The organism is Streptomyces sp. NPDC000878 (genome assembly GCF_053599695.1).
In genome coordinates this window covers 57,760-79,829 of the sequence record NZ_JBSFMT010000017.1, presented here as the reverse complement: position 1 = coordinate 79,829, position 22,070 = coordinate 57,760, and the positions used below count along the sequence as shown (strand labels likewise).

The window sequence follows — 22,070 nt, the reverse complement described above, 5'->3', positions numbered from 1 at the left end:
GTACCCCCTGACGCTCGGTCACATGCACGCCGTGCGGCGGTGCACGTGCACCGAGGCTAGGTCTCGCATCTCAACTCACGCAATCGAATCTGATGCACACGTGCATAAGATGCCACTATCGAGTGAAGCTGGCCTACAAGTGCCCGCAGAGCGAGCAGACTTGGCAGCCCGTACGACCAGGAGATGGAGGCGGCGACATGCCCGCAGGTGGGAAGCCGACGGTGCGCAGCAGGCGGTTCGGCCGCAAGATGCAGCAGCACAGGGTGAACGCCGGTTTCGATCAGGCGCAGGCGGCTGCCTTCATCTACGGATCGCGATCCAAGATCAGCCGCATGGAGGACGGCATCACCACGGCGAAGCCGGCGGAAGTCCTCCTGCTCCTCGACAGGTACGGCGTCGCCGACGAGAAGGAACGCGAGCACCTTGTGTGGCTCGCGAAGAACAGCGGTCACCGTGGCTGGTGGCTAGAGCACTCCGCGCACCTACGGCCGGACTACCTCGACCACATCGCGCTGGAGGACGACGCGACCTACATCCGGGAGTGGCAGCCGGTGCTGTTCCCCGGCCTCCTGCAAACTCCCGCTTACGCGGAAGCCGTCATCACCATGGGGCCCAACTACGTTGCTCCCGACCGGGTCATCCACTTGGTGAAGGCCCGGGAGGGGCGTCAGGCGAAGATCGGTGAGGGCGGAGCAACGTACACCGCCATCCTCTGGGAATCCGTCATCACTCAGCCCTTGGTGAATGTCGCGGTCCACCGGGAACAGCTGGCCTCGCTCCTTGAGGTGAGCAAGAGGCAGAACGTGACAGTGCAGGTACTGCCGCTCACCGCAGGGGTGTTGGCAGGATCGACCTCCGCCTTCTCCTCCTTCAGTTTCGATTCCGAACCGACCGTCGAAGCGGTGACGTTGGACAACCTGAGGGGCACGTCGGTCCTGGAGAGCGCCGAGGACCTTGCCGCTTACGCCAATGCGTTCGACCTACTACGATCGGCAGCACTGGCGCCGGACGCGACCGCGCGACTCATCCGGCGCGTACTGCGGACCACCGAGGAAGACACAAAGTGACCGAACCGATCGGCCCCTTCCGGAAGTCGTCGTACTCCGGACAGGAGAACAACTGCGTAGAGGTCGCCGACACCGCCACCGGCGCCCGAGCCGTGCGCGACAGCAAGGACCCGGCCCAACCGATGCTCACCTTCAGCCCCGGCAGCTGGCACGGCTTCCTCGGCGGTGCCAAGTCCGAGGGGTTCGGTCGGGCCACTCAGGGCTGATTCGCGGCCTACTCCTCCGGCTCCCACTCGCGGAGCCGGTCGAACAGGGCCGCGTCTCCGTCGACCCGCAAGGTGTCCCCCGGGATGCGGTCGTACACGAAGAGGACCAGCTCACCGGCCCGTGCCGCGGACGGAGACGCCGGGCGCGTCCGGGGCGACGGCAGGGAGACGGGTGACGCGTGCGCCGGTGCCGTCGAGCGTGAGGCGCCAGGAGCGGCCCTCGGTCGCGTGGAAGTCGAAGGCCGTGGGCTTGTGCGGCCAGGCGCTCGTCGTGGCGACGCAGGTGGACAGGAACTCCTCGACACCGTCGAGTGCCACCTCGGCCGGCAGCGGCTGCGGCGAACCCACGGTGACCTGGGCGTCGTAGGTGTGCACCGCGAACTGCTGGAGCTGGTGCCGGGCGACGGCACCGCAGGTCCGCGGCGACTGCGACGCGCCCCACCACGTCCAGCAACCGCGATCCGGGCCGGCCTCCCGCAGGGCGTCCACCAGTTCCCGCGTCGACTCGGCCAGCCAGGCCAGCAGGGCCTCGCGCTCCTGAGGCGCGGCCGGGGCGTCCTCCGCCGCGGACTTGGCCGTCGCGGCGGGCCCTGCGGCGACGGTGGCCGCCCAGGAGTGGCGCCCCTCGCCCAGGTGATGCACCGGATCGAGCAGCGTCCACTCGGGGCAGGTCGGCACCTACACGTCCAGGCTGGGCGCGGAGGCTATCGCGGTACGGAAGGCGGTCGACCGTTCGTCGATCAGCCGCAGCAGATCGGGGAAGTCCAGAGTCTTTTCCACTCCGGCTGTCTATCACCATGATCCGGCAACCCGGCAGTGACTTTCGTAGGTGACGTGGCGAGCGGGCGGGCGTGCGGCACGGGCGGTCAGCGAGTCCCAGATCCTCAGCGAGTCCGCAGTCCTCAGTGGGTCCGAGGTCCTCAGTGGGTACAGACCTTCGGTCATTTGTCCGGGAGGTCGGACAGGCGGGCGACCCCTCTGCATACTTGTCCGTACGCGATCACACGAGCAGCTGGGGAGTCCGTCGCCGTGACCATCGTCTTCTCCCGCCGTACCGCCCTGCTGGCGACCGGCCTCGGTGCGCTGGGCGTGGCAGCGGCCCCGGCCAGTGCCTCCGCCCGTCCGTCGGTCGTGCACGGGGTCGCCCCCGCGCTTCATCCCGAGGGAGTCACCTGGGACTCCGGCCGAGGGGCGTTCCTGGTCGGGTCGGTCAGGCACGGCACGGTTTCGGTCGTACGGCGGGACGGCACGGTGCGGACGCTCGTCGACGACGGCGTGATGGTGTCCACGCTCGCCGTGCACGTCGACCCCGCGCGCGGCCGGGTCCTCGCCACCTATCAGGACCCCGGAGTGGGCGCCAGGTCGAGCGCGGCGACGATGTACCGGCAGTCCGGGCTCGGCGTCTTCGACCTGGCCACCGGTGCGGTGCTCCACCGGGTCGACCTGTCCGCCGTACCCGGGAGCACCGTCGGTGTCCACGGCGCGAACGACTTCGCCCTCGACGCCTCGGGCAATGCCTACGTCACCGACATCGTCAGCGGCGAGATCCTCCGGGTCGACCCGGCCGCCGGGCGGGCGACGCTGCTGCTGAGCCGTCCGGATCTGCTGGGCCGCGACGGCGTGGGGCCGAACGGTGTCGTGTGGCACCCCGGCGGCTTCCTGCTGGTGGTGCGCTACGACACGGGCTCGTTGCTGCGCGTACCGGTGCACGCGCCCGGCCGGATCTCCGAAGTACGGCTGGACGAGCCCGTGGTGGGCGGTGACGGGCTGGCGCTCCGGCCGGACGGCACCCTCGCGGTCGTCGTCAACCGGCTGGCCTCCGCCGCCACTCCCGGCGTCGCGATCCTGCGCTCCGAGGACGGCTGGGCGTCGGCGCGCACGGTTGCCCGCTCCGCCCCCTGGCCCGACCCCAACCCGACCACCGCCGTGGCCACCGCGCACGGCACGTACGTGATCGAGGGACGCCTCGCCGACCTGTTCGCGGGCACGCTCGACGACACGTTCACCATTCGCGCACTGCGATAGGACGATCCCAACCGGAATTCGACGTTCACCCCCACTCCCGGCATGAAATGGGCCCCCTTGTCCGCCTGTCGGAGAATTTCTCGAACGCGACCATAAACCCCAATTATCCGGCTCCGTCGCAGCATGACCTGGGTCACGTTCCAGGATGGTTGTACGTGGACAAGTAAAGAATAGGTAAAGCAGAATGCGCCTATAAAGTGCTGGTCGGAAGCAAAGTGTTTGCATAGGATGCGGAAAGCGTAAGCTCACGCGAGTGACGCAACGAAGAAAGCAACAGAGAATTCCGCGGCGGGGAATGGCGATACGGGTCACGCGGACCCTGAGCCTCACCCTGCTGCCGGCCCTGTTGGCGGGGCTTCTTTCCGCCGCACCCGCTACCGCCGTCGACGACCCCAACGAGCCGGAGCCGACCGGCCTCGAACACATCCCGGCCACCGAGCGCGGCCAGGTTCTCGCCCTGTGGAAGAACGGCGGCCCGGGCGTGAAGGCCGCCGCCGAGGCCGCCCTCACGGGCACCGACGCGGACGTCGCCGAGTTCCTCGGCCAGGAGCAGGTGATCGCGCAGCTCAGTGACGACCGCGTCCAGACGGTGCAGATCTTCGCCGGGGGCGGGCGCGCGGTGCGCGCGGCGGCCGAGACGGCGATCGACGGGACGCAGGAGCAGCTGACCGCCTTCCTCAAGGACGGCTGGAAGGCACCGCTGGAGGAGGACCAGCGGGTCCAGGTGTCGCAGCTGATCGCGGTCGGCGGCCGTGAGGTCAAGTCGAAGGGCAACGCGGCGCTGGGCGGCAGCGCCGAGGACGTCCGCGCCTTCCTCACCACCGGCCAGTACACCGCCCAGGACAGCGACGACCGTTTCCTGGTCGTCCAGATCCTGAGCACCGGCGGCACCGTCACGAAGGAGGCCGCCGCCGCCGCGCTCGACGGCACGATGGACGACGTACGAGAGTTCCTGACCGTCGGTCAGTACATCGCGCGCGCCCGTGACCAGGAGCAGGCGACCATCGCCGAGCTGGCCGCGCAGGCCACCGAGGCGGGCCGGCAGGCGTCGATCGAGACGACGGCCGCCAAGGAGGCGTCGGACCGCGCGATCGCGGCGACGAAGCTCGCCAAGGCCGCCGCGCAGAAGGCGGCGCAGGAGGCCACGGCCGCCGGGAACGACGCGAGCAAGGCGTCCAACGCGGCCGGACGCGCCGCCGACGCCGCCCGGGGTGCGGCACGCGCCGCCGAGCAGGCCATCGCCTCGGCGCGGGCCGCCAACACCTCGGCCCGGATCGCGGCCAACGCCGCCGCCCAGGCCGCCTCGGCCGCCGCCGCGGCAGCCCAGGCCGCCTCCCGTGCCCGTAGCGCCGCCGCCGACGCGGCGACCGACGCGACGAAGGCCGAGGCCGCGCGCAAGGCCGCCGTCCAGGCCCGGGACGCGGCGAAGGGCGCCAAGAAGGCGGCCCAGGCCGCCCAGTTCGCGGGTACGGCCGCCACCGAGGCGGGCAACGCTGCGAAGGCCGCCATCAGTGCCGGTGCCAACGCCGATGCCGCCGCGACGGCGGCCGAGCAGGCGAGCGGCCAGGCCGGTGTGTCCGGCGCCCAGGCCCAGCGGGCCCGGGAGGCCGCGGCCGACGCCCGTCGGCACGCCGCCGACGCGACGCGCTTCGCGAACGCCGCCGAGGCCCTCGCGCGGAAGTCGGCAGCCGCCGCCTACGAGGCGCGTGACGCCGCGAACTCGGCGGCCGAGCACGCTGAGAAGGCCGCGGCGGCGGCCGACGCCGCCGCGGACGCCGCGCACGACGCGGCCACGGCAGCCGCCGAGGCGACCAAGCACGCGAACGCCGCCACGGAGGCCGCGAACGTCGCGACCACCGCGGTCGACAAGGCCCGTACGACCTTCGCCCTCGCGCGCGAGGTCGAGCGGGAGGAACTCGCGGCCCGCACCGCCGAGTCGGTGGCCCGCGCCGAGTACCTCAAGCGGCTGACCGACGAACGCGCCGCGCGCATGAGTGCGGCCGTCGCGGAGGCGAAGCGGAAGGACGAGGAGGCCGCGGCGCTGGTCGCACGGGCCGACGCGCCGGACGTCGACGTCGCCGTGGTCGCCGACGAGGGCCGGGAGGCCGCGCTGCACATCGCCGCGACGCGCGGCCCGTGGAGCGTCACGGCCGCCGAGGTCGCGCTGGCCGGCACGGACCAGCAGGTCGTCGACTATCTGCGGACCGGCCTGGAACGCGCCGCCGAGCAGGACGAGATCGGGCGGGTCGACCAGCTGGCCTCCGAGGCCGACTCGGCCGCCGTACGGACGGCCGCGGAGACCGCGCTCGACGGCAACGCCACGACGGTCCGCTCCTTCCTGGCCACCGGACAGCACACGGCCGCCGCGAACGACTACCGCGTCGAGCTGACCAGGCTGCTGAACGAGTCCGGGGGCGGGGTGAAGGCCGCCGTGCAGGAGGTCCTCGACTCGGGGTCGGTCCCCCGGATGCGCGAGTTCCTCACCACCGGCTACTACACGAAGCGCACCGAGGACGAGCGGGTCCGCGCGACCCAGCTGGTGTCGACCGGCACCGCCGAGGTCTCGGCCGCCGCGACGGCCGCCCTGGCCGGGCCGCCCGAGGTGCTGCACGCCTTCATCGAGGCCGGGCAGTTCACGGCGCTCCGCCAGGATCTGCTCACCGCCACCCATGTGTCCCGGGTCCAGGGACTGATCGCCGGCGCGGCCCGGGTCGCGGCGACGGCCCAGCAGAACGCCGCCCTGGCCCAGCAGGTCGCCGCGACGGCCCGTAAGGCGGCGGAGGACGCCGCGAGGTACGCGCAGGAGGCGCTGGACTCCTCCAAGAAGGCCGACACGTTCGCCGAGGAGGCCCGCGTCTCGGCGACAGCCGCCGAGAAGTCCGCAGCCGAGGCCGCGGCCTCCGCCCGGAAGGCCCGCGCGGCGGAGGCCGACGCCCACGCGGCGGCCCGCCGGGCGACCAACTCCGCGGCGCAGGCGGACGCGTCCGCCACAGCGGCGCAGGGTTCCGCGGGCGCCGCCTGGCAGGCCGCGAACGAGGCCCGTGCCTCGGAGCTGGCCGCGGGCAAGAGCATGGAGGAGGCGCAGAAGGCCTCCGACGAGGCGCTCCTCATCACGGCGATCAAGGTCTGGGAGGAGGCCGAGGCCGCGCGCAAGGACGCGGAGTACCGCGAGGACGTGGCCACACTCCAGGAACTGGAGGACGCCTTCGCGGACATGGCGGCCGAGGAGGACACCGACTGGTGGGGCTACGTCAAGGGCGGCGGCCATCTCGTCCTGGACGCGGCCGGTCTGGTCCCGGGCTTCGGTGAGGCCTTCGACCTGCTCAACTGCGGCTGGTACGGAGCCGAGGGCGACGCCCTCAACTCCAGCCTGTCCTGCGCCTCCGCCATCCCGATCGTCGGGTGGGGCGCGACGGGCGGCAAGTGGAGCAAGAACGGGCTGAAGGCGTTCGAGGCGTTCGCCAAGTCGCAGCGGGCGGCCGGCCAGCTGCCGCACATCTGGGCGATCCCCAAGGGTGCCGCGAACGCTCCCCATGTGAAGACGCCCGCGCGGAACGCCGCGAAGCACTGGAACGACCACAAGGCGGAGTTCCCCGAGCTGAGTTCGGCACGGCAGTACGTCGAGAAGGCGCACGCCATGCGCGCCATGAACAAGACACCTCCGCCGGCCGGTTACCGCATCTTCGACCGGCCGAACGGTGGCTATGTGATCTACAACAAGAACGACAACACTCTCGCGGTGTACAACCCGGACAACCTGCCCATGTCGATGAACCGGCCGGCACCGCAGAGTCCCTCCAACCCCCGGGGATTCCCCCCGAACTTCCCCGACCTCGAGTCCTACATCCGGGCCCAGGGCACGGAACGCTGACACCCTCGGGCTGAACCCCCTCGACACCCCCTCGACGCAAGGAGCCGTACCGCATGCCGTCCGAACCTGGGAGTCCGCCGGGCCCCGAGTGGGAGACCGTCTGCCGTATCTGCGGATACGACGACGGTGAGGAGCCCTTCTGGGAACAGGGCTGGCCCAACGAGGGCGCCATCTGCCCGTGCTGCGGCAACGAGCCCAGCGTGGGCGATGTCGACGTCATGGGAATCCGCAACTACCGCGGTTACTGGCTGGGCCAGGGCGCCCCGTGGAGCTCACCGAGTCTCCGCCCGAAGGAATGGGACCTCCTGGACCAGGTGACCCACATCCCGACCGAGTGGCGCTGACCGCCGACGGCGGCACGATGAAGGCCCCCGGGACGATCACTTCCTTTCCAGTGGTCGTCCCGGGGGCCTTTCGCAGCACTGATTCCGTCCGCCGTGTCCCCATCCCCGCGTGCGCTCGTCCGCCGGCCGTGGTCGGATGCTGTGGTGGGCCGTCAGTGGGCCGGCGACGAGGGCGCGGGCGAGCGTGGGAGCGAGGGCGAGGCCGTGGGGCCGCCGGAGGGCGGTCCGGGCTTCCCGGACACCTGGCCGGCCCAGGTGCGTGAGCTGCTGGGGCAGCTCCTCGACGGGACACCCGCCGCCATCGCCGTCCTCGACACCCGGCTGCGCTTCCGGTACGTCAACGCCGCCCTGGCCGGCATGAACGGCGTACCGGCCGCAGAGCACATCGGGCGTACCGTCGCCGAGGTCGTCCCGGGGGTCGAGGCCCGCGAGGACGTGCTGCGGGCCGTGATCGCGGACGGCATCCCGCGCGAGACGATCTCCAGCGGGCACACCCAGGCCGACTCCCCGCTGGAACGCCGCTACTGGCACGGCGCCTACCACCGGCTGCGGGAGAACGGCCGGACCCTGGGGATCGTCGGCATCGTGCTGGAGATCTCGGCCGCCCGGCAGGAGCAGCGGGAGCTGGAGCGGGCCCGTGAGCGCCTCGCGCTGCTCGACGAGGCCGCCACCCGGGTCGGCACCACCCTGGACATGGACACCACCTGCCAGGAGCTGGCCGAGTTCCTGGTGGCGAAGCTCGCCGACGCCGCCACCGTGAAGGTCCTCCCCGAGCACGGCACCAGCAGGGCGCCCCGCGACGGCTCGCTGCGGCTGCGCCGGGCGGCGCTGGCGGCGGTGCCCGAGCTGGAGACGGTGATGCGGCCACTGGGCCGGCCCGGCGAGTACGTCGACCACCGGCCCGGCTCGTCCCTGGTCCGCTGTCTGGAGACCGGACGTCCGGTGATCGACAACCTGATGGACGAGCGGGAGATGAGCCGCTCGGCGCCCCACACCGGGAACGTCGGCGCCTATCTGGCCGCCGGTATCCACTCCGCCCTGATCGTGCCGCTGACCGCGCGCGGCCAGCAGGTGGGCACCGTCACCATGGTCCGGGCGGGCGACTCGCCCCTGTTCGGCGAGACCGACGCCGTGATCGCCCAGGACCTGGCCGGCCGGGCCGCCATCAGCCTCGACAACGCCCGCCGCTACACCACCGAGCACAACGCCGTCGTCCAGCTCCAGCGCGCCCTGCTGGCCGAGCCGGGCCGGCCGCACCCGGACGTCGACGTCGCCTACCGCTACCGGCCCGCCGGGCGGGGTGTCCTGGTCGGCGGGGACTGGTACGAGACGGTCGCCCTCGACGACGGACGCACCCTGCTCGCCCTGGGCGACGTGATGGGCCACGGTCTGGAGGCCGCCGTCGCGATGAGCCGCTACCAGGCCATGCTGCGCGTGGTCGCCGCCCGCGAACCCGGCCCCGACCGCATCCTGCTCGAACTGGACCACCTGCTGCACACCACCGCCGCCGACCGTCCCGCGACCTGCGTGATCGCCATCGCCGACCCCGGCCGGGGCATCTGCACCTACGCCAGCGCCGGACACCTACCGCCCGTCGTCTTCCGCCCCGACGGCCGGGCCACCCTCGTCCCCGTCCCGCCCGGCCCGCCTCTGGGCACCGGCCACAGCCGGTACGTCTCCTTCACGGCCCCCTGCGAACCGGGCCACACCCTCCTCCTCTACACCGACGGCCTGATCGAACGCCGCCACGAGGACATCGACGCCTCCCTGCGCCGCCTCACCCGCATCCGTGGCTGCCCGGCCCCCGAGGACCTCCTCGACCTCGTCCTCGACCGGGTCGCCCCCGACGACCCGGAGGACGACATCGCCCTGGTCGCCGCCCGGTACAGCCGGGGCCGGTAGTTAGACTTCCGGCCGGTCGGCGCGGGTGAGAGGGAGAGTCATGGCGGCGGAGGACGTGGAGCAAGTGGCAGAGCACGTGGAACAGGTGGAGCGGTTCGAGGTGTCCCGTGAGATAGCGGCGACGCCGGCCCGGATATTCGGCCTCCTCTGCGACCCCGACGGGCATGTGGCGATCGACAGTTCGGGCATGCTCCAGGCCGCCGACGGCGAGGCGGTGCGCGCGGCCGGGGACTCGTTCGTCGTGCACATGGACCGCGAGGCGCTGGGCGACCTGCCGATGGGCCGGTACGACGTCACCGTGGAGATCACCCGGTTCGAGCAGGACACGCTCATCGAGTGGACCCCGACGTCCCCCGACTTCCGGCCCTCCGTCAACCACCACTTCGGCTACCGGCTCCGCCCCGTCGCGAACGGCACCGAGGTGACCTCGTACTACGACTGGAGCCGCATCCACGAGCGGTACCGGGCCGCCGGGGTGTTCCCGATCCTCCAGAAGTCGGCGCTGCGGGCGACGCTGGGCATCCTCGCCCGGACCGTGGAGGGAACCGCCAAGGTGAATGTTTGACCAGCACCTGACCTGGTGATTGTGGGGCCGCTGTTAATCTCGTGGCGCTTGTTGTGCTCTTGTAGTGCACTTGTCATGGGGGGACAGCCGGGGGGCTGGACCATCTCTTTTCCGTCCAGCCGCTGTCCAGGAGACCCGAGTTGGCCCGTCGTCGTACCGCCGCGCGTGGCGTCATAGCCACCTTCGCCGTTCTCGCCGTGACCGCAGGTCCCGGCCCGCTCTCCGTCCCGGCCGGTGCGGAGACCGCCGCCGCAGCAGCCGTCGCCGCGGACACGGTCTTCCAGTCGGACCGGTACGTCCCGCGCGGGGACCATCTGTACTCCGCCGGTCCGAGCGGCTATCTCCACGCCCAGGAGGGCCGGTCGGGCTACCTCTGGACGTCGTACGACACCGGTACGACCACCGAGTTGGGCACCCTCTTTCGGCTGGACCTCGCCGCGTACCTCGGCTCGTCGTCCGACACCGTGACCGACGTCGTCTCGCCGACCGAGAAGGTCGTCCTGCGGGACATGGCCGCCGGTACGGCCACGGACGTCGCCCTCACCCACGGCCAGTACTGGGCCACGTACGGCGGACATGTGCTGACGCAGGCTCGGGACACCGACGGCAACCGGGTGTTGTGGCTGTACGGCGACGGCGCGCCCGCCGAGGGCACGACGATCGACGGCTGGCCGACCGGCATCACCACCAACTTCACCACCCTGGGCGGCGAAAGCGACACCGCCGTCGTCAGCTACGCGCTCGGCGGCAAGCAGCACCTGGCGCTGGTCGACCTGGCCGCCGCGAAGCTCGTCGGCGACGTGACCGTGTCCGCCGCGCCGACGGCCGTCGCGCTGAGCGCCGACCGGCTGGTCTGGTACGCCTCCGGCACCACCGCCCACGTCCTGGACCGCGCCGATCTGTCCGCCACGGAGACGACGGTGACGGTGCCCGGTACCGAGGGCACGCCTTATCTGGGCATCGCCGGCCGCTGGCTGGTGGTCGCCCGTTCCGTGCCGTCGGACCCGAGCAACTCGGCCGACCTGTCCGGCGAGCGGCTCATGGCCGTCCCCCTCGCGGGCGGCGACCCGATCACCCTGCTCCGGCACGCGAACACCTCGCTCACCCCGACGCCGGACGGCGGTCTCCTGATCGCGGGCGGCGCCGACTCCGGGCACTGGGCGGTACGAAAGGTCTCCGACACGGGGGCGGACGCGCCGACGCTGACGGAGGTGACCGCCGTCCCTCCGATGGCCGCGAAGATCGACCGGCTGTCGCTGCAGAACGGCAACCTGGCCACGGACGAGGCCGACGGCAGTTTCATGGGCGCCTTCTTCACCCGCAGGATCACCACCACTGGGACGTCCTACTCGGTCGGCGCGCCGACCTGGCGGGGCTGGAGCGGCTTCGGAAGCACTGGCCCGTACTCCACCGGGGACGGTCGCGCGGTGACGTTCACCGCCGACAACACCACCAACGGGTCCGGGGCACTCGTCAGTTCGATCGACGACGCCGACGAAGCGGGCGCCTTCTACACCCCCTCGACCGCCGGAACCGTCCTCGACGTCACCGGCCGCTACGCGATCGTCAACGGCACCTCCCCCACCAAGCAGTACGTCGGCGACCTCGGCGTCTACACGAACCTCCAGCCCGTCCTCACCCGCTCCGTCACCGCCGCCTCCGTCTGGGGAGCCAAGCTGTGGACCCCGGGCACCGCCAAGGGTGTCGTCACCGGGCGGGACGTGCGGACCAACAAGACCACCGACACCGTGAACACCGGCGCCCCCTGCACGCCCAAGGAACTCCAGGCCGTGAGCCGTTGGCTCTACTGGTCCTGCGGCCCGACCGCCGCCGCCGGTGTCTGGGACCGTACGACGAAGAAGAACATCCCCGTCCCGTCCGGCGAGGCGCTGCTCGGCGACGGCTATCTCGTACGCCACGACACCTCGGCCGGGGCCCTCCTGCTCACCGACTTCGCCGACGGCAGCGCGGCCACCCGCAAGATCGGTGACCTCGCGGCGGGCAACTCCAGCCTGCGCGGGGCGACTTGGACCGTCGACAAGTTCGGCGGACCGGCGGCCTACGTCGACGCGGACCGGCGGATCCATCTGGTGCCCAGCGGGGTCGCTCCCCAGCCGCTCGACCTCGTCGAGTCCGAGGCGACCGACAACAAGCACGAAAGCGACGGGGAGACCAACCCGTGGTGGCAGTGGCGCGGAGTGCTGAGCAGGCCCGCCGCCTCCTGGAAGGCCACGATCACCAGCAAGTCCACCGGCGCCCTGATCCGTACGTACACCGGCGGTGCGGCGGACAGCGCACCGACGGTCCGCTGGAACGTGCGCGACAGCGCGGGCGTGATGGTCCCCAACGGCGCGTACACGTTCAAGCTGACGGCCCCGCCCGCCGACGGCTCCGGAGCGGCGCTGACGATGTCGCGCACGGTGAACATCTCCACGGCGGCCCCCGTCCGCCACGACTACATCAACAACTCCTGGGAGCCTGACGGCATCGGCGACGTCGTCGGCCTCAAGCCGTCCGGTGTCATCAGCTACATCCCGGGCAACGGCAAGGGCGCGTTCGGTACGACGATGTCGGCCTCGGGCTGGCCCTCCACGGTGACGCTGGTCCCGTTCGGCGACCTCAACGGCGACCGCGACAACGACATCCTCGTCCGCTACACCAGCGGCGAACTGCGGGCGTACCGGACCGGGCACGCGCGGACGTTCACCCCCAGCACCTCGTACACGTCGTTCGGCAAGGGCTGGAACCAGTACAACCTGTTGACCTACCCGGGCGACATCACCGGCGACGGCCGCCCCGACCTGATCGCGCGCAAGGCGTCCACGGGCGAGGTGTTCCTCTACAAGGGGACGACCGGGAACAGGCTGGCGGCGCGGGTGCGCATCGCCACCGGCTGGTCCGGCTACAAGAAGATCGTGGGCGTCGGCGACTTCAACGGCGACGGCCGCGGTGACCTGTTGGCCCAGGACAAGTCCAACACCCTGTGGCGGTACGACGGCACCGGCACCGGCGGCTTCAAGGCGCGGGTGAAGATCGCCGCCGACTGGGGCTCGAACTACAACGCCGTCATCGGCGTCGGCGACCTCACCGGCGACGCGAAGGCGGACATCGTCTCCCGCGACACGGCGGGCAACGTGTGGCGCAACTCCGGCACCGGCAAGGGGTCGTTCGGGCCGCGCACGAGGATCGCGACGGGCTGGCAGGCGTACAAGGGTCTGTACTGACAGCTCGGTTCTACCGGTCCTCATCAGCGGCGCGCATCCCGCGGTGAAACGTCCGTTCGTCACCAGAACCACCACGTCCCCGCCGTGCAGTTGCCTGCCGGTGCCGTTGAGCACATGCAGATCCGGGGTACCCACCGGTGATCCCGAGGCCCCGTCCTGACGGTGCTTGCACTGGATCACCCAGCGCCTGCCCAGCGGATCGGTCGCCGTCACATCCGCGCCGTTGTCCCCGGCCCCGCCCACCTGTACGGCGTCCCCACAGCCGTCACGGCGCATCAGGTCCCGTACCGGGAACTCGAAGTCCTCGTGGTGAAGCCCGTCGAGCTGAGGGAGCTTGTACCGCAGCCTCCGCACGTGCGCCCACTCCCAGCGGGCGCTCACCGCCCACTGTGTGAGCCAGAGAACGCCGGCCCCGCCCACGAGGGCGGCGAGCACGACGAGCAGCCACCAGTTGTCGCCCAGCAACCACTGCCCCGCGGCGACGCAGAGCCCGACGCCGGCGGGCGGCGGCTCATCACCGCCCCCCGACAGCGACACAGCCACAGCCACAGCCACAGCGGCGCGCTCCCCGGACTTGAGTACCGTCGTTCCCCACGTATGGATCGATCCAAGGCACAGTGGCCTCCTCGGCACTCCTGCGCGGCCACTCCGGCCGGACAACAGGCGTCGGCGCGGGCATTTTTGACACTAGGTCAGATTCACCGGCCCGATGAGGGCCAGTGCCCTTTTCGGCCACGTTCGCCCTGATCCATTCACACGGCAGCACGTACGTCCGGCCCCGCGCCGCCCACCGGACTACACGATCGGACCGTCGACGTGCCGTGTGCTGGAAGGGAGCCTGAAGCGCCACCTGCGGGCATACTCGAAGTCGGCCGAGAAACGCGCGTGACCGCGTGTTCCGGGCCCGCTGTCGGACGCGCCGGACAGCCCGGCCCTTCGGCCGTCACGCGGATGATTCCCCGGACAACGATCTCCACGTGGACCGGTTCCAGCACCTCGGGAGTGGGACACCCGTCGATACGGACCGCGCCCCTCGGAAGGTCTCGGCCCGACCGGAACCGCCGGTGCTGCGGAGACAACGACTCCGGCGCGAACAACGCCGGAGTCGCCCTTCCGGGCGGCCTCACGTGAGAGTGAGCCGACCCACTTCCATCGTACTGCGGCTGGTTCGCCCGCACTTTCCGAGGGATACGCCGGTGCGGTGGGGCCCCGACCGCGCGCGTGTGCAGCAGCCGTTCGGTGATCTCCCGGCACGGCCTCGGCGCGAGCCGTCCACCCGCTTCCGCCGCGACCGTGGCCGCCACAGCCGTCGGTACCGGGCGCGCTGGAGGCGCGAAGCCCCGGCAGCGTCGATCACCGCTCACGATCCCTCGGGAGCGCACCTCGCGCATCGGTGCCGGAGCCCGCCCCGCCTCCGACGGGCCGCTCCCGCACTCGCCGTCGTCGTCGGACGATCCCGGCGAGGCACCGACGTACCCCCGGCGGGCACCGTCCGTCCACGGCCCGCGAGGCAGCACGCATCCCACCGAGGCGCTGTTCACCCCAATGGGTCCTGACCAGCTCCCAGAACTACCCCGTGTCGACGCCGCGTTGACACAAGCAGTCGCCAGGCGTTGACTGGCGGCACGGCGTAGGGCTATGCCGCTCCGGATCACTCGGGCGACGCATTCCACCTTCCCGCTTCGCCCGGACCCCGCGGAAGTCAGGAAATCCCCGCGATCTGGAGGCCCGGCGATGTTCTGGATTCTTCTCCTTCTGCTGATCCTGGTGGTCTTCGGGTTCGGCTTCACCATGCAGACCCTTTGGTGGGTCGCCGCCGTCCTGTTGGTCGTCTGGATCGTCGGCTTCGCCCGGCGCGGGCGCAGCGGTGGCGGACGCGGTGGTGGCAGGCGCCGGTACAGCCGCAGGTAGTCCACACCGGGCCCCGGTCCCGCCCGCGGGAACGGCGGCCGGCACGGCGATCACACGCGGGAGCCCACTCGACGGACACGCAACGGACAAGCAGGAGGCCGGCCATGAGCGTCGGACAGACGATCAAGCACAGGACGCGGGCACTCAGGGGCCTGGTCACCGAAGGCATCGGCCGGACCACCCGCAACCGACGACTGCAGCGGCAGGGCAGGACCGACCGGGTCCTCGGCGATGCCGCCACCCAGTTCACCGCCATCCTCAAGGAACGGCGGCGCGCCCTGCGCGCGGGCTGGCAGGGCCCCGACACGGAAGCGCGAACCGAGGAACTACGGCTCGCGCTCAGGCAGTACCGGGAAATCGCCGAACGACTGCTGCGCATGTCAGAGCCCGCCGCCCAGTGACCCTGCCCTACGAAAGAAAAGAAGAAGAAGCGGAACGGGCACCCAAGCGCAAGGTCCTCGACCTGACTCTTGTGCAGGTGGTGGCGAGCGCGCTCGCAACAGTGGTCGGCGCGGTGCTGGCGTCCCTGCTGGGGGTGACCGGGACGATCATCGGCGCTGCCGTGATCAGTACCAGCGCGACCACCGGCGCAGCGGTCTTCTCGCATGCATTCCGACGGACGGGCGAGGGTATCCGCAGCCGGGTGCCGTCCGTGGGGGTGCCGTCCGTGGGGGTGCCGAGGACGCCGGGCGAGGAGCGGGCGGAACACCGCGCGGACGCACGGGCGGCGTTCGGTTCACCGGCGGACGCCACGGCCGGCGGCGCAAGGCCGCCGTCCTCCGGAGGCGAGTCGGTCACCACCTACCGGGGTGGCTCCCGCTGGAGGTCCATCCGCTGGAGGTCCATCCGCTGGAAGAGGTACGCCCTGGCTACGGGCCTGGTGTTCGCCCTGGCGATGCTCACGCTGACCGCGGTGGAGCTGGTCGCGGGCAAGCCGGTGGCGGCCGTGGTCAGGAACGAGCAGGGCAGCGGAACCTCGGTGGGCGGTGGCACAGCCGGCTCCCCCGCCCCCGCCGACAGTCCCACACCCACCCCCGCCCCGGATGTGCCCAGTGACACGGCGCCAGAGACGGACAGTTCTGCCGCGCCGGACGCGAGCGCGACACCGGAGGCCAGCTCGGGTACCGGCTTCAGCACCGATCCCAGTGCCAGTCCCAGTGATGCGGCGCCGTCCACGTCGTCCACGTCGTCCGCGACCGCCGGCGACGGTGCCGTGAACAGTTCCGACGCCACCCCACGTTGAGCTCACCGGTCAGTGTGCGCCCCCAGGTGGAGCCGTACCCGAGGCCGCGGTCACGGATCGGCTGTCGGCGCTCATACTCAAGGACGTCACCGTGGTGCGCGAGGTCGCGCGGAACGCGGGAGCCGACCTCGGGATCATCGGGACGGTGCTGGCGTCGGACGCGGTGGAGAACAAGGTGCTGGGGGCGGAGAAGGTGCTGCGGACGGCCGACTCGCCGAACAGCCGACCGGACAACCAGGACACGCGGAGGGCGGCATCGTGAAGGTCGGTTTCACCGGGCTCGGCAGCATGGGGCTGCCGATGGCTCAGCGCATCCGGGCCGAGGGGCACGACCTCACCCTGTACGCCCGGCGGCAGGCGTCTCTGGAACCCTTCGCGGGCACGGACGGCGTCACCTTCGCGGCGACCCCGGCCGAGCTGGGCACGGCGGTCGACGCGGTCGGCATCTGCGTCTTCGACGCGGCGGGCGTGGCGGAGGTCCTGTTCGGGCCGGACGGGCTGGCGGGGGCCCTGAAAACGGGGAGCGTGGTGCTCGTACACAGCACGCTGTCGCCCGCGCAGATACGGAGCATCGCCGAGCGGGCGGCGCCGTACGGCCTGCGCGTCCTCGACGCACCGGTGAGCGGGGGCAGCCCCCGGGCCCTCGCGGGCGAGCTGACGATCATGGTGGGCGGTGCGGCGGAAGCACTGGCCGACGTCTCCGATCTCCTGTCCGCGCTCTCGCAGCACGTCGTGCATCTGGGCGGGGTCGGGGCCGGGTCGTACGCGAAGCTCGTCAACAACACCCTGTTCGCCGCGCAGATCGCCCTCGCGGACGACGCGATGCGGGCCGGGGAGTCGCTGGGGGTCGATCCGGTGGCCCTCGCGGACATCCTGACGACGGGCAGCTCGGCCTGTGTCGCCTCGGGGGTACGGCTGCGGGCCGGTTCCCTCGCCGGTATCGCCGGAACGGCGGCCGACGCGGCCCTCACCAAGGACGTCACGCTGACGGCGGAACTGCTCGGCGACGCCCCGGGAAGTGAACTCGTCGACGTGGCACGGCGGTTCGTGGCGGCGATGCGGCGCGATTGACACGACAACGACCCGCGCTACGACCCGCGCCGCCTGGTCGAACTGCTCCTGCGGGGGCTGGCGAGGAGCTGAACGAGGGGCAGGCGGCGCGGGTCCGGGCGGGACCTGTCCCGCGGTGGCGGGCTCGGGGACGGAGGACGTGATCTATCCCGCGGCGGCAGGCTCCGGCGCGGAGGACGACGTGACCGGCGGGTGCGCGAGGTCGTAGGCGCTCTCGGCGTGCAGGTGGACGTCGACGCCCTCCTGTTCGACCTCGGGGCGGACCCGCAGGCCCATCGTCTTGTCCAGGGCCTTGGCGATCAGCCAGGTCACGGTGAAGGAGTACGCGAGGACGGCGAAGGCGCCGACCGCCTGCTTACCGAGGAGGCCGAGCCCGCCGCCGTACAGCAGACCGTCGACGCCGTTCGGGGCGTCCGACGTGGCGAGAAAGCCGACCAGCAGGGTGCCGGTGAGGCCTCCGACGAGGTGGATGCCGACGACGTCGAGGGAGTCGTCGTAGCCGAACTTGTACTTCAGGCCGACGGCCAGTGCGCAGACCGCGCCGCCGATCGCGCCCAGGGCGAGGGCGCCGACCGGGGAGACGGCACCGCAGGACGGGGTGATGGCGACCAGGCCGGCGATGGCGCCGGAGGCGGCGCCCAGGGTCGTGGAGTGGCCGTCGCGGACCTTCTCGACGAGGAGCCAGCCGAGCATCGCGGAGCAGGTGGCGGTGAAGGTGTTCAGGACGACGACGGAGGCGGCGTTGCCCGACGACAGCGCGGAGCCGCCGTTGAAGCCGAACCAGCCGAACCAGAGCAGGCCCGCGCCGAGCATCACCAGGGGGAGGTTGTGCGGACGTTCCTGGCCGCCCGCCTTCTGCCAGCCGATGCGTCTGCCGAGGACGAGGATCACGGCGAGGGCCGCGGCCCCGGAGTTGATGTGGACGGCCGTACCGCCCGCGTAGTCGATGGCGCCGAGCTTGTTCACGATCCAGCCGCCCACCACGTCCTTGCCGTCGAAGGCGAACACCCAGTGGGCGACCGGGAGATAGACCAGCGTGACCCAGATGCCGGTGAAGGCCATCCAGGCGCCGAACTTGATGCGGTCCGAGATGGCACCGCAGATCAGGGCGGCGGTCAGCGCCGCGAAGAGGGCCTGGAAGGCGGCGAAGACCGAGAGCGGGATGACCGCCTTCGGGTCGTCCGCGATGACGCCGCTCATGCCGAAGTACTCGGTGACGTCACCGAGCAGGCCGGCGCCGCCGATCGAATCGCCGAAGGAGGCCGAGAAGCCGTAGACGACCCAGATGCAGCCGACCAGGGCGACGGACCCGAAGGTCATCATGATCATGTTCAGGACGCTCTTGGCGGCGACCATGCCGCCGTAGAAGAGCGCGAGACCCGGCACCATCAGACAGACGAGTGCCGTGCTCGCGAGCATCCAAGCGGTACTTCCGGTGTCCATGCGCACACTCCGCGGAGAAGTCCAGCTGAAGGAAACAACGTTTCACCGCAGTAGACATGGGGTGCGTTACAGGACAACTCCGTGGCCGATTAAGGCCGGGTTTCAGCGTCGCTCAAGGCCCGGTCTCAGTGCTGCGGGCTGTCACCGAAGGCCGTCACCGTCAGGAAGCGGATGGGCAGTTCGGCCAGCCGTTCGGGCCCGTGCGGGGCCTCGCCGTCGAACTGGAGGGCGTCGCCGGGACGCAGGGTGTAGCTGGACTTGCCGTGGCCGTAGACCATGACGCCCTCCAGCATGTAGATGATCTCGGTGCCGGCGTGCTGGAAGAGCGGGAAGACCTCGCTCTGCTCGGTCAGCGTGACGAGCAGGGCGTCCATCCGCTTGTGGGTGCCGCGCAGCGAACCGAGCTGGGCGTACTCGTGGCCGACCTTCGTACCCCGCCGCACGATCCGGGCTCCGTGTCCCGCCGGGACGAAGACGGCCTCGCGTTCGTCGTCCAGGCCCCGGAACAGGGCGGTGACCGGGACGTCGAGACCGCGCGCGAGCCGGGAGAGCGTGGTGAGACTGCACGCCGTCTGGGCGTTCTCGATCTTCGACAGCATGGCCTTGGAGATCCCGACCCGCTGCGCCATCTCCCCGACCGACAGCCCGGCCGCCTGCCGGTACTCACGGGCCCGGACCGCGATGATGCGCTCCAGCGCCTTGTCGTCGGAGGCTTCGGAGGCTTCGAAGCCATCGCCGTCTTCGGGGTGCTCGGTCATCGGCGCATACTAACCGGCGCGTTCGAGCCGGAAGCGGGGGTGGGGCTCGGTGCGGCCGGTGGCGAGGTCGGCGGCCATCGCACCGATGAGCGGCGCGAACTTGGCGCCGTGGCCGGAACACGGGGAGACGACGACCAGCGGCCCGTGCCGGTCCAGGACGAAGTCCTCGTCGGGGGTGGTGGTGTAGAGGCAGGTCGTCTCGGCCACCGGTTCGGGTACGAGGCCCGGGAGCCGCTCCCGGACGAAGTCGCTCACCCGCGCACGCGACGAAGGATCGACGACACCGCTGCGGGTACGGGCAGTGGTAGGGGTCCCCCGGTCGTGCTCGGCGACCTTGACCGCGGGCAGCGGCCCGCCGTCGGCCCCGGACGGCAGCCCGAACACCTGCATCGACTCGTCCTTGGACACCAGGATCGGCCACCGCACGTCCCGCTCCCGCTGCGGAAAGTGAAAAACCTGCTGCTGGGTGACGCGCAACGGCGGGAGGGGGAGGGGCAGTTGGAGTTCGGGCAACCAGGACCCAGCGGCGATCACCACGGCATCGGCGACGAGCTCCCGCCCGTCGTCGGTGTGCAGACGAACCCTCTCCCCGACCTCAACCCGCTCGACCCGTACGCCGATCAGCGCGTCGGCGCCATGCTCGACGGCCCGGCGCACACACGCCGCGACGGTCTGGTCGGCGTCGACGACACCCGCGTCCGGGTGGTAGAGCGCCGGGCCGCCGAAGCGGATGTACGGCCAGCGCTCGGCGGCGGCTTCGGCGTCGAGGAGTTCGTACGGGACTCCGGCCGCGCCCAGTACGGCGGCCAGCCCCTCCGGGTCGCGCCCCTCCCCCAGGTCGAGGCCACCGGTCGTACGCAGCAAGGGAGTTGAGCTGTCGTGCTCCAGCTCGCGCCAGTGCTCGTACGCCTGCCCGGTCAGCCCGACGTAGAGGGGGTCGGCGTACGCCCGCCGGAAGATCCGGGAGGTGCCGTGCGAGCTGCCGTGCCGGTGGCCGATGTCGTACGCCTCGATCAGCGTGACCTCGTGCCCCTGCCGGGCCAGCTGCCAGGCGGTGGCCGCGCCCATGAGCCCGGCGCCGAGGACGGCGATCACAGACCGGCCCCGGGGATCCAGTTGGTGCCGGCGAGCGGGATACGGGCCATGGCGGCGGACTCGATGGTGAGCGCGACCAGGTCCTCGGGCTCCAGGTGGAGGAGGTGGGCCTTGCCGCAGGCGCGGGCGAGGGTCTGGGCCTCCATGGTCATCACCCGCAGGAAGTTGGCGAGGCGGCGGCCGGCGTCGACGGGGTCGAGGCGGGCGGCGAGTTCCTCGTCCTGGGTGGAGATGCCGGCGGGGTCGCGGCCGTCCTGGTAGTCGTCGAAGTAGCCTGCTGCGGAGCCGAGTTCGCGGTACTCGGCGTCGTACTTCGGGTGGTTGTCACCGAGTGCGATGAGCGCGGCCGTGCCGATGGCGACCGCGTCCGCGCCCAGGGCGAGCGCCTTGGCCATGTCGGCGCCGGAGCGGATCCCGCCGGAGACGACCAGCTGGACCTCACGGTGGACGCCCAACTCCTGGAGCGCCTGGACGGCTTGGGGCAGCGCGGCGAGGGTGGGGATGCCGACGTGCTCGATGAAGACGTCCTGGGTGGCGGCGGTACCGCCCTGCATCCCGTCGACGACCACGACATCGGCTCCGGCATGGACCGCGAGCTTGACGTCGTAGTACGTCCGGGTCGCGCCGACCTTGACGTAGATCGGCTTCTCCCAGTCGGTGATCTCGCGCAGTTCGAGGATCTTGATGGCGAGGTCGTCGGGGCCGGTCCAGTCGGGGTGCCGGCAGGCGCTGCGCTGGTCGATCCCGACGGGCAACGTCCGCATACCGGCGACCCGTTCGGTGATCTTCTGCCCGAGCAGCATGCCCCCGCCACCGGGCTTGGCCCCCTGCCCGAGGACGACCTCGATGGCGTCGGCGGCCCGCAGGTCGTCGGGGTTCATGCCGTACCGGGACGGCAGGTACTGATAGACGAGGTGCTTGGAGTGCCCCCGCTCCTCGGGGGTCATCCCGCCGTCCCCGGTGGTGGTGGAGGTACCGGCTTCGGACGCTCCCCGGCCCAGGGCCTCCTTCGCCTGCGCGGAGAGGGCCCCGAAACTCATCCCGGCGATGGTGACCGGGGTGGCGAGACGGAGGGGGTTCTTGGCATGCCGTGTACCGAGAACGATGTCGGTGTCACAGCGCTCCCGGTAACCCTCAAGCGGGTAACGGGACATGGAGGCACCGAGCAGCAACAGATCATCGAAGTGCGGCAACTTGCGCTTGGCGCCCCACCCCCGAATGTCGTAGATCCCGGTCTCGGCGGCACGCTGGATGGCGTGGATGGTGGCACGGTCGAAGGTCGCGGACTCGCGAAGGCCGTGGGCTGCGGGTTCCAAGGTCAACTCCTTGAATTGGGCTGAGGAGG

Annotated in this window: 17 protein-coding genes and 2 pseudogenes; 13 read left to right on the top strand and 6 right to left on the bottom strand. The window is 71.3% G+C overall.

The window, feature by feature from the left end; translation table 11 throughout:
- The first annotated feature begins 197 nt into the window (after nt 1–197).
- Nucleotides 198–1,067 carry a helix-turn-helix domain-containing protein gene (locus ACWDR4_RS17830; RefSeq protein ID WP_450409478.1) on the top strand — a complete coding sequence of 290 codons (870 nt, stop codon included), beginning with the start codon at nt 198–200 and terminating at the stop codon, nt 1,065–1,067.
- Nucleotides 1,064–1,273 (top strand): DUF397 domain-containing protein, encoded by a 210-nt coding sequence (locus ACWDR4_RS17825; protein WP_450409476.1) that lies wholly within the window; start codon nt 1,064–1,066, stop codon nt 1,271–1,273. The genes ACWDR4_RS17830 and ACWDR4_RS17825 overlap by 4 nt, the downstream gene beginning before the upstream one ends.
- A gap of 8 nt (nt 1,274–1,281) precedes the next feature.
- Here the strand turns inward: ACWDR4_RS17825 and ACWDR4_RS17820 are convergent.
- Nucleotides 1,282–2,053, bottom strand: a pseudogene (locus ACWDR4_RS17820) (maleylpyruvate isomerase family mycothiol-dependent enzyme).
- A gap of 249 nt (nt 2,054–2,302) precedes the next feature.
- On the opposite strand from ACWDR4_RS17820, the gene ACWDR4_RS17815 reads away from it, so the two are divergent.
- The 6 genes from ACWDR4_RS17815 (at nt 2,303) to ACWDR4_RS17790 (ending at nt 13,204) form a co-directional block, all read left to right on the top strand.
- A complete protein-coding gene (locus ACWDR4_RS17815) occupies nt 2,303–3,298 on the top strand; it encodes an SMP-30/gluconolactonase/LRE family protein (RefSeq protein WP_450409474.1) in 996 nt (331 codons plus the stop codon).
- 295 nt (nt 3,299–3,593) lie between these two features.
- A complete protein-coding gene (locus tag ACWDR4_RS17810) occupies nt 3,594–7,169 on the top strand; it encodes a hypothetical protein (protein WP_450409472.1) in 3,576 nt (1,191 codons plus the stop codon).
- 53 nt (nt 7,170–7,222) lie between these two features.
- The gene (locus ACWDR4_RS17805) at nt 7,223–7,513 is read left to right on the top strand and encodes a hypothetical protein (RefSeq protein ID WP_450409470.1); all 291 of its coding nucleotides are present in this window, start codon (nt 7,223–7,225) and stop codon (nt 7,511–7,513) included.
- Between the two features lie 144 nt (nt 7,514–7,657).
- On the top strand, nt 7,658–9,415 hold the full coding sequence (locus tag ACWDR4_RS17800) for a SpoIIE family protein phosphatase (RefSeq protein WP_450409468.1): 1,758 nt from the start codon (nt 7,658–7,660) through the stop codon (nt 9,413–9,415).
- 64 nt (nt 9,416–9,479) lie between these two features.
- Nucleotides 9,480–9,980 carry an SRPBCC family protein gene (locus ACWDR4_RS17795; protein ID WP_450409466.1) on the top strand — a complete coding sequence of 167 codons (501 nt, stop codon included), beginning with the start codon at nt 9,480–9,482 and terminating at the stop codon, nt 9,978–9,980.
- Nucleotides 9,981–10,120: 140 nt separating this feature from the next.
- The gene (locus ACWDR4_RS17790; RefSeq protein WP_450409464.1) at nt 10,121–13,204 is read left to right on the top strand and encodes an FG-GAP-like repeat-containing protein; all 3,084 of its coding nucleotides are present in this window, start codon (nt 10,121–10,123) and stop codon (nt 13,202–13,204) included.
- Nucleotides 13,205–13,237: 33 nt separating this feature from the next.
- Here ACWDR4_RS17790 and ACWDR4_RS17785 read toward each other — a convergent pair.
- Nucleotides 13,238–13,558, bottom strand: a pseudogene (locus tag ACWDR4_RS17785) (restriction endonuclease); the annotation flags it as partial.
- 1,380 nt (nt 13,559–14,938) lie between these two features.
- Here ACWDR4_RS17785 and ACWDR4_RS17780 point away from each other — a divergent pair.
- The 5 genes from ACWDR4_RS17780 (at nt 14,939) to ACWDR4_RS17760 (ending at nt 17,429) form a co-directional block, all read left to right on the top strand.
- Nucleotides 14,939–15,115, top strand: a complete 177-nt coding sequence (locus ACWDR4_RS17780; protein ID WP_450409462.1) for a hydrophobic protein — start codon at nt 14,939–14,941, stop codon at nt 15,113–15,115.
- A gap of 104 nt (nt 15,116–15,219) precedes the next feature.
- Complete coding sequence (locus ACWDR4_RS17775) at nt 15,220–15,516, top strand: hypothetical protein (RefSeq protein ID WP_450409460.1); 297 nt, start codon at nt 15,220–15,222, stop codon at nt 15,514–15,516.
- Nucleotides 15,513–16,358: a hypothetical protein gene (locus ACWDR4_RS17770; protein WP_450409458.1), complete on the top strand. Its 846-nt coding sequence runs from the start codon at nt 15,513–15,515 to the stop codon at nt 16,356–16,358. Before ACWDR4_RS17775 ends, ACWDR4_RS17770 begins: the two co-directional genes overlap by 4 nt.
- Before the next feature lie 91 nt (nt 16,359–16,449).
- The gene (locus tag ACWDR4_RS17765) at nt 16,450–16,620 is read left to right on the top strand and encodes a hypothetical protein (RefSeq protein ID WP_450409456.1); all 171 of its coding nucleotides are present in this window, start codon (nt 16,450–16,452) and stop codon (nt 16,618–16,620) included.
- A complete protein-coding gene (locus tag ACWDR4_RS17760; protein WP_450409455.1) occupies nt 16,617–17,429 on the top strand; it encodes an NAD(P)-dependent oxidoreductase in 813 nt (270 codons plus the stop codon). Before ACWDR4_RS17765 ends, ACWDR4_RS17760 begins: the two co-directional genes overlap by 4 nt.
- A 144-nt stretch (nt 17,430–17,573) precedes the next feature.
- Here ACWDR4_RS17760 and ACWDR4_RS17755 read toward each other — a convergent pair whose 3' ends face one another.
- The 4 genes from ACWDR4_RS17755 to ACWDR4_RS17740 all read right to left on the bottom strand — a co-directional run bounded on the left by ACWDR4_RS17755 (nt 17,574) and on the right by ACWDR4_RS17740 (nt 22,041).
- Entirely contained in the window at nt 17,574–18,872 is a 1,299-nt protein-coding gene (locus ACWDR4_RS17755) for an ammonium transporter (RefSeq protein WP_450409453.1), read from the bottom strand.
- Between the two features lie 125 nt (nt 18,873–18,997).
- A complete protein-coding gene (locus ACWDR4_RS17750; RefSeq protein WP_450409451.1) occupies nt 18,998–19,630 on the bottom strand; it encodes a helix-turn-helix domain-containing protein in 633 nt (210 codons plus the stop codon).
- A 9-nt stretch (nt 19,631–19,639) separates the two neighbouring features.
- On the bottom strand, nt 19,640–20,725 hold the full coding sequence (locus tag ACWDR4_RS17745; protein ID WP_450409449.1) for an FAD-dependent oxidoreductase: 1,086 nt from the start codon (nt 20,723–20,725) through the stop codon (nt 19,640–19,642).
- Nucleotides 20,722–22,041, bottom strand: a complete 1,320-nt coding sequence (locus ACWDR4_RS17740) for an FMN-binding glutamate synthase family protein (RefSeq protein ID WP_450409448.1) — start codon at nt 22,039–22,041, stop codon at nt 20,722–20,724. Before ACWDR4_RS17740 ends, ACWDR4_RS17745 begins: the two co-directional genes overlap by 4 nt.
- Nucleotides 22,042–22,070 lie beyond the last annotated feature (29 nt).

Coding starts and splice junctions, on each gene's coding strand:
- ACWDR4_RS17830 (WP_450409478.1), top strand. CDS start 198: ATGCCCGCAGGTGGGAAGCCGACGGTGCGCAGCAGGCGGTTCGGCCGC.
- ACWDR4_RS17810 (WP_450409472.1), top strand. CDS start 3,594: ATGGCGATACGGGTCACGCGGACCCTGAGCCTCACCCTGCTGCCGGCC.
- ACWDR4_RS17805 (WP_450409470.1), top strand. CDS start 7,223: ATGCCGTCCGAACCTGGGAGTCCGCCGGGCCCCGAGTGGGAGACCGTC.
- ACWDR4_RS17780 (WP_450409462.1), top strand. CDS start 14,939: ATGTTCTGGATTCTTCTCCTTCTGCTGATCCTGGTGGTCTTCGGGTTC.
- ACWDR4_RS17775 (WP_450409460.1), top strand. CDS start 15,220: ATGAGCGTCGGACAGACGATCAAGCACAGGACGCGGGCACTCAGGGGC.
- ACWDR4_RS17755 (WP_450409453.1), bottom strand. CDS start 18,872: ATGGACACCGGAAGTACCGCTTGGATGCTCGCGAGCACGGCACTCGTC.
- ACWDR4_RS17750 (WP_450409451.1), bottom strand. CDS start 19,630: ATGACCGAGCACCCCGAAGACGGCGATGGCTTCGAAGCCTCCGAAGCC.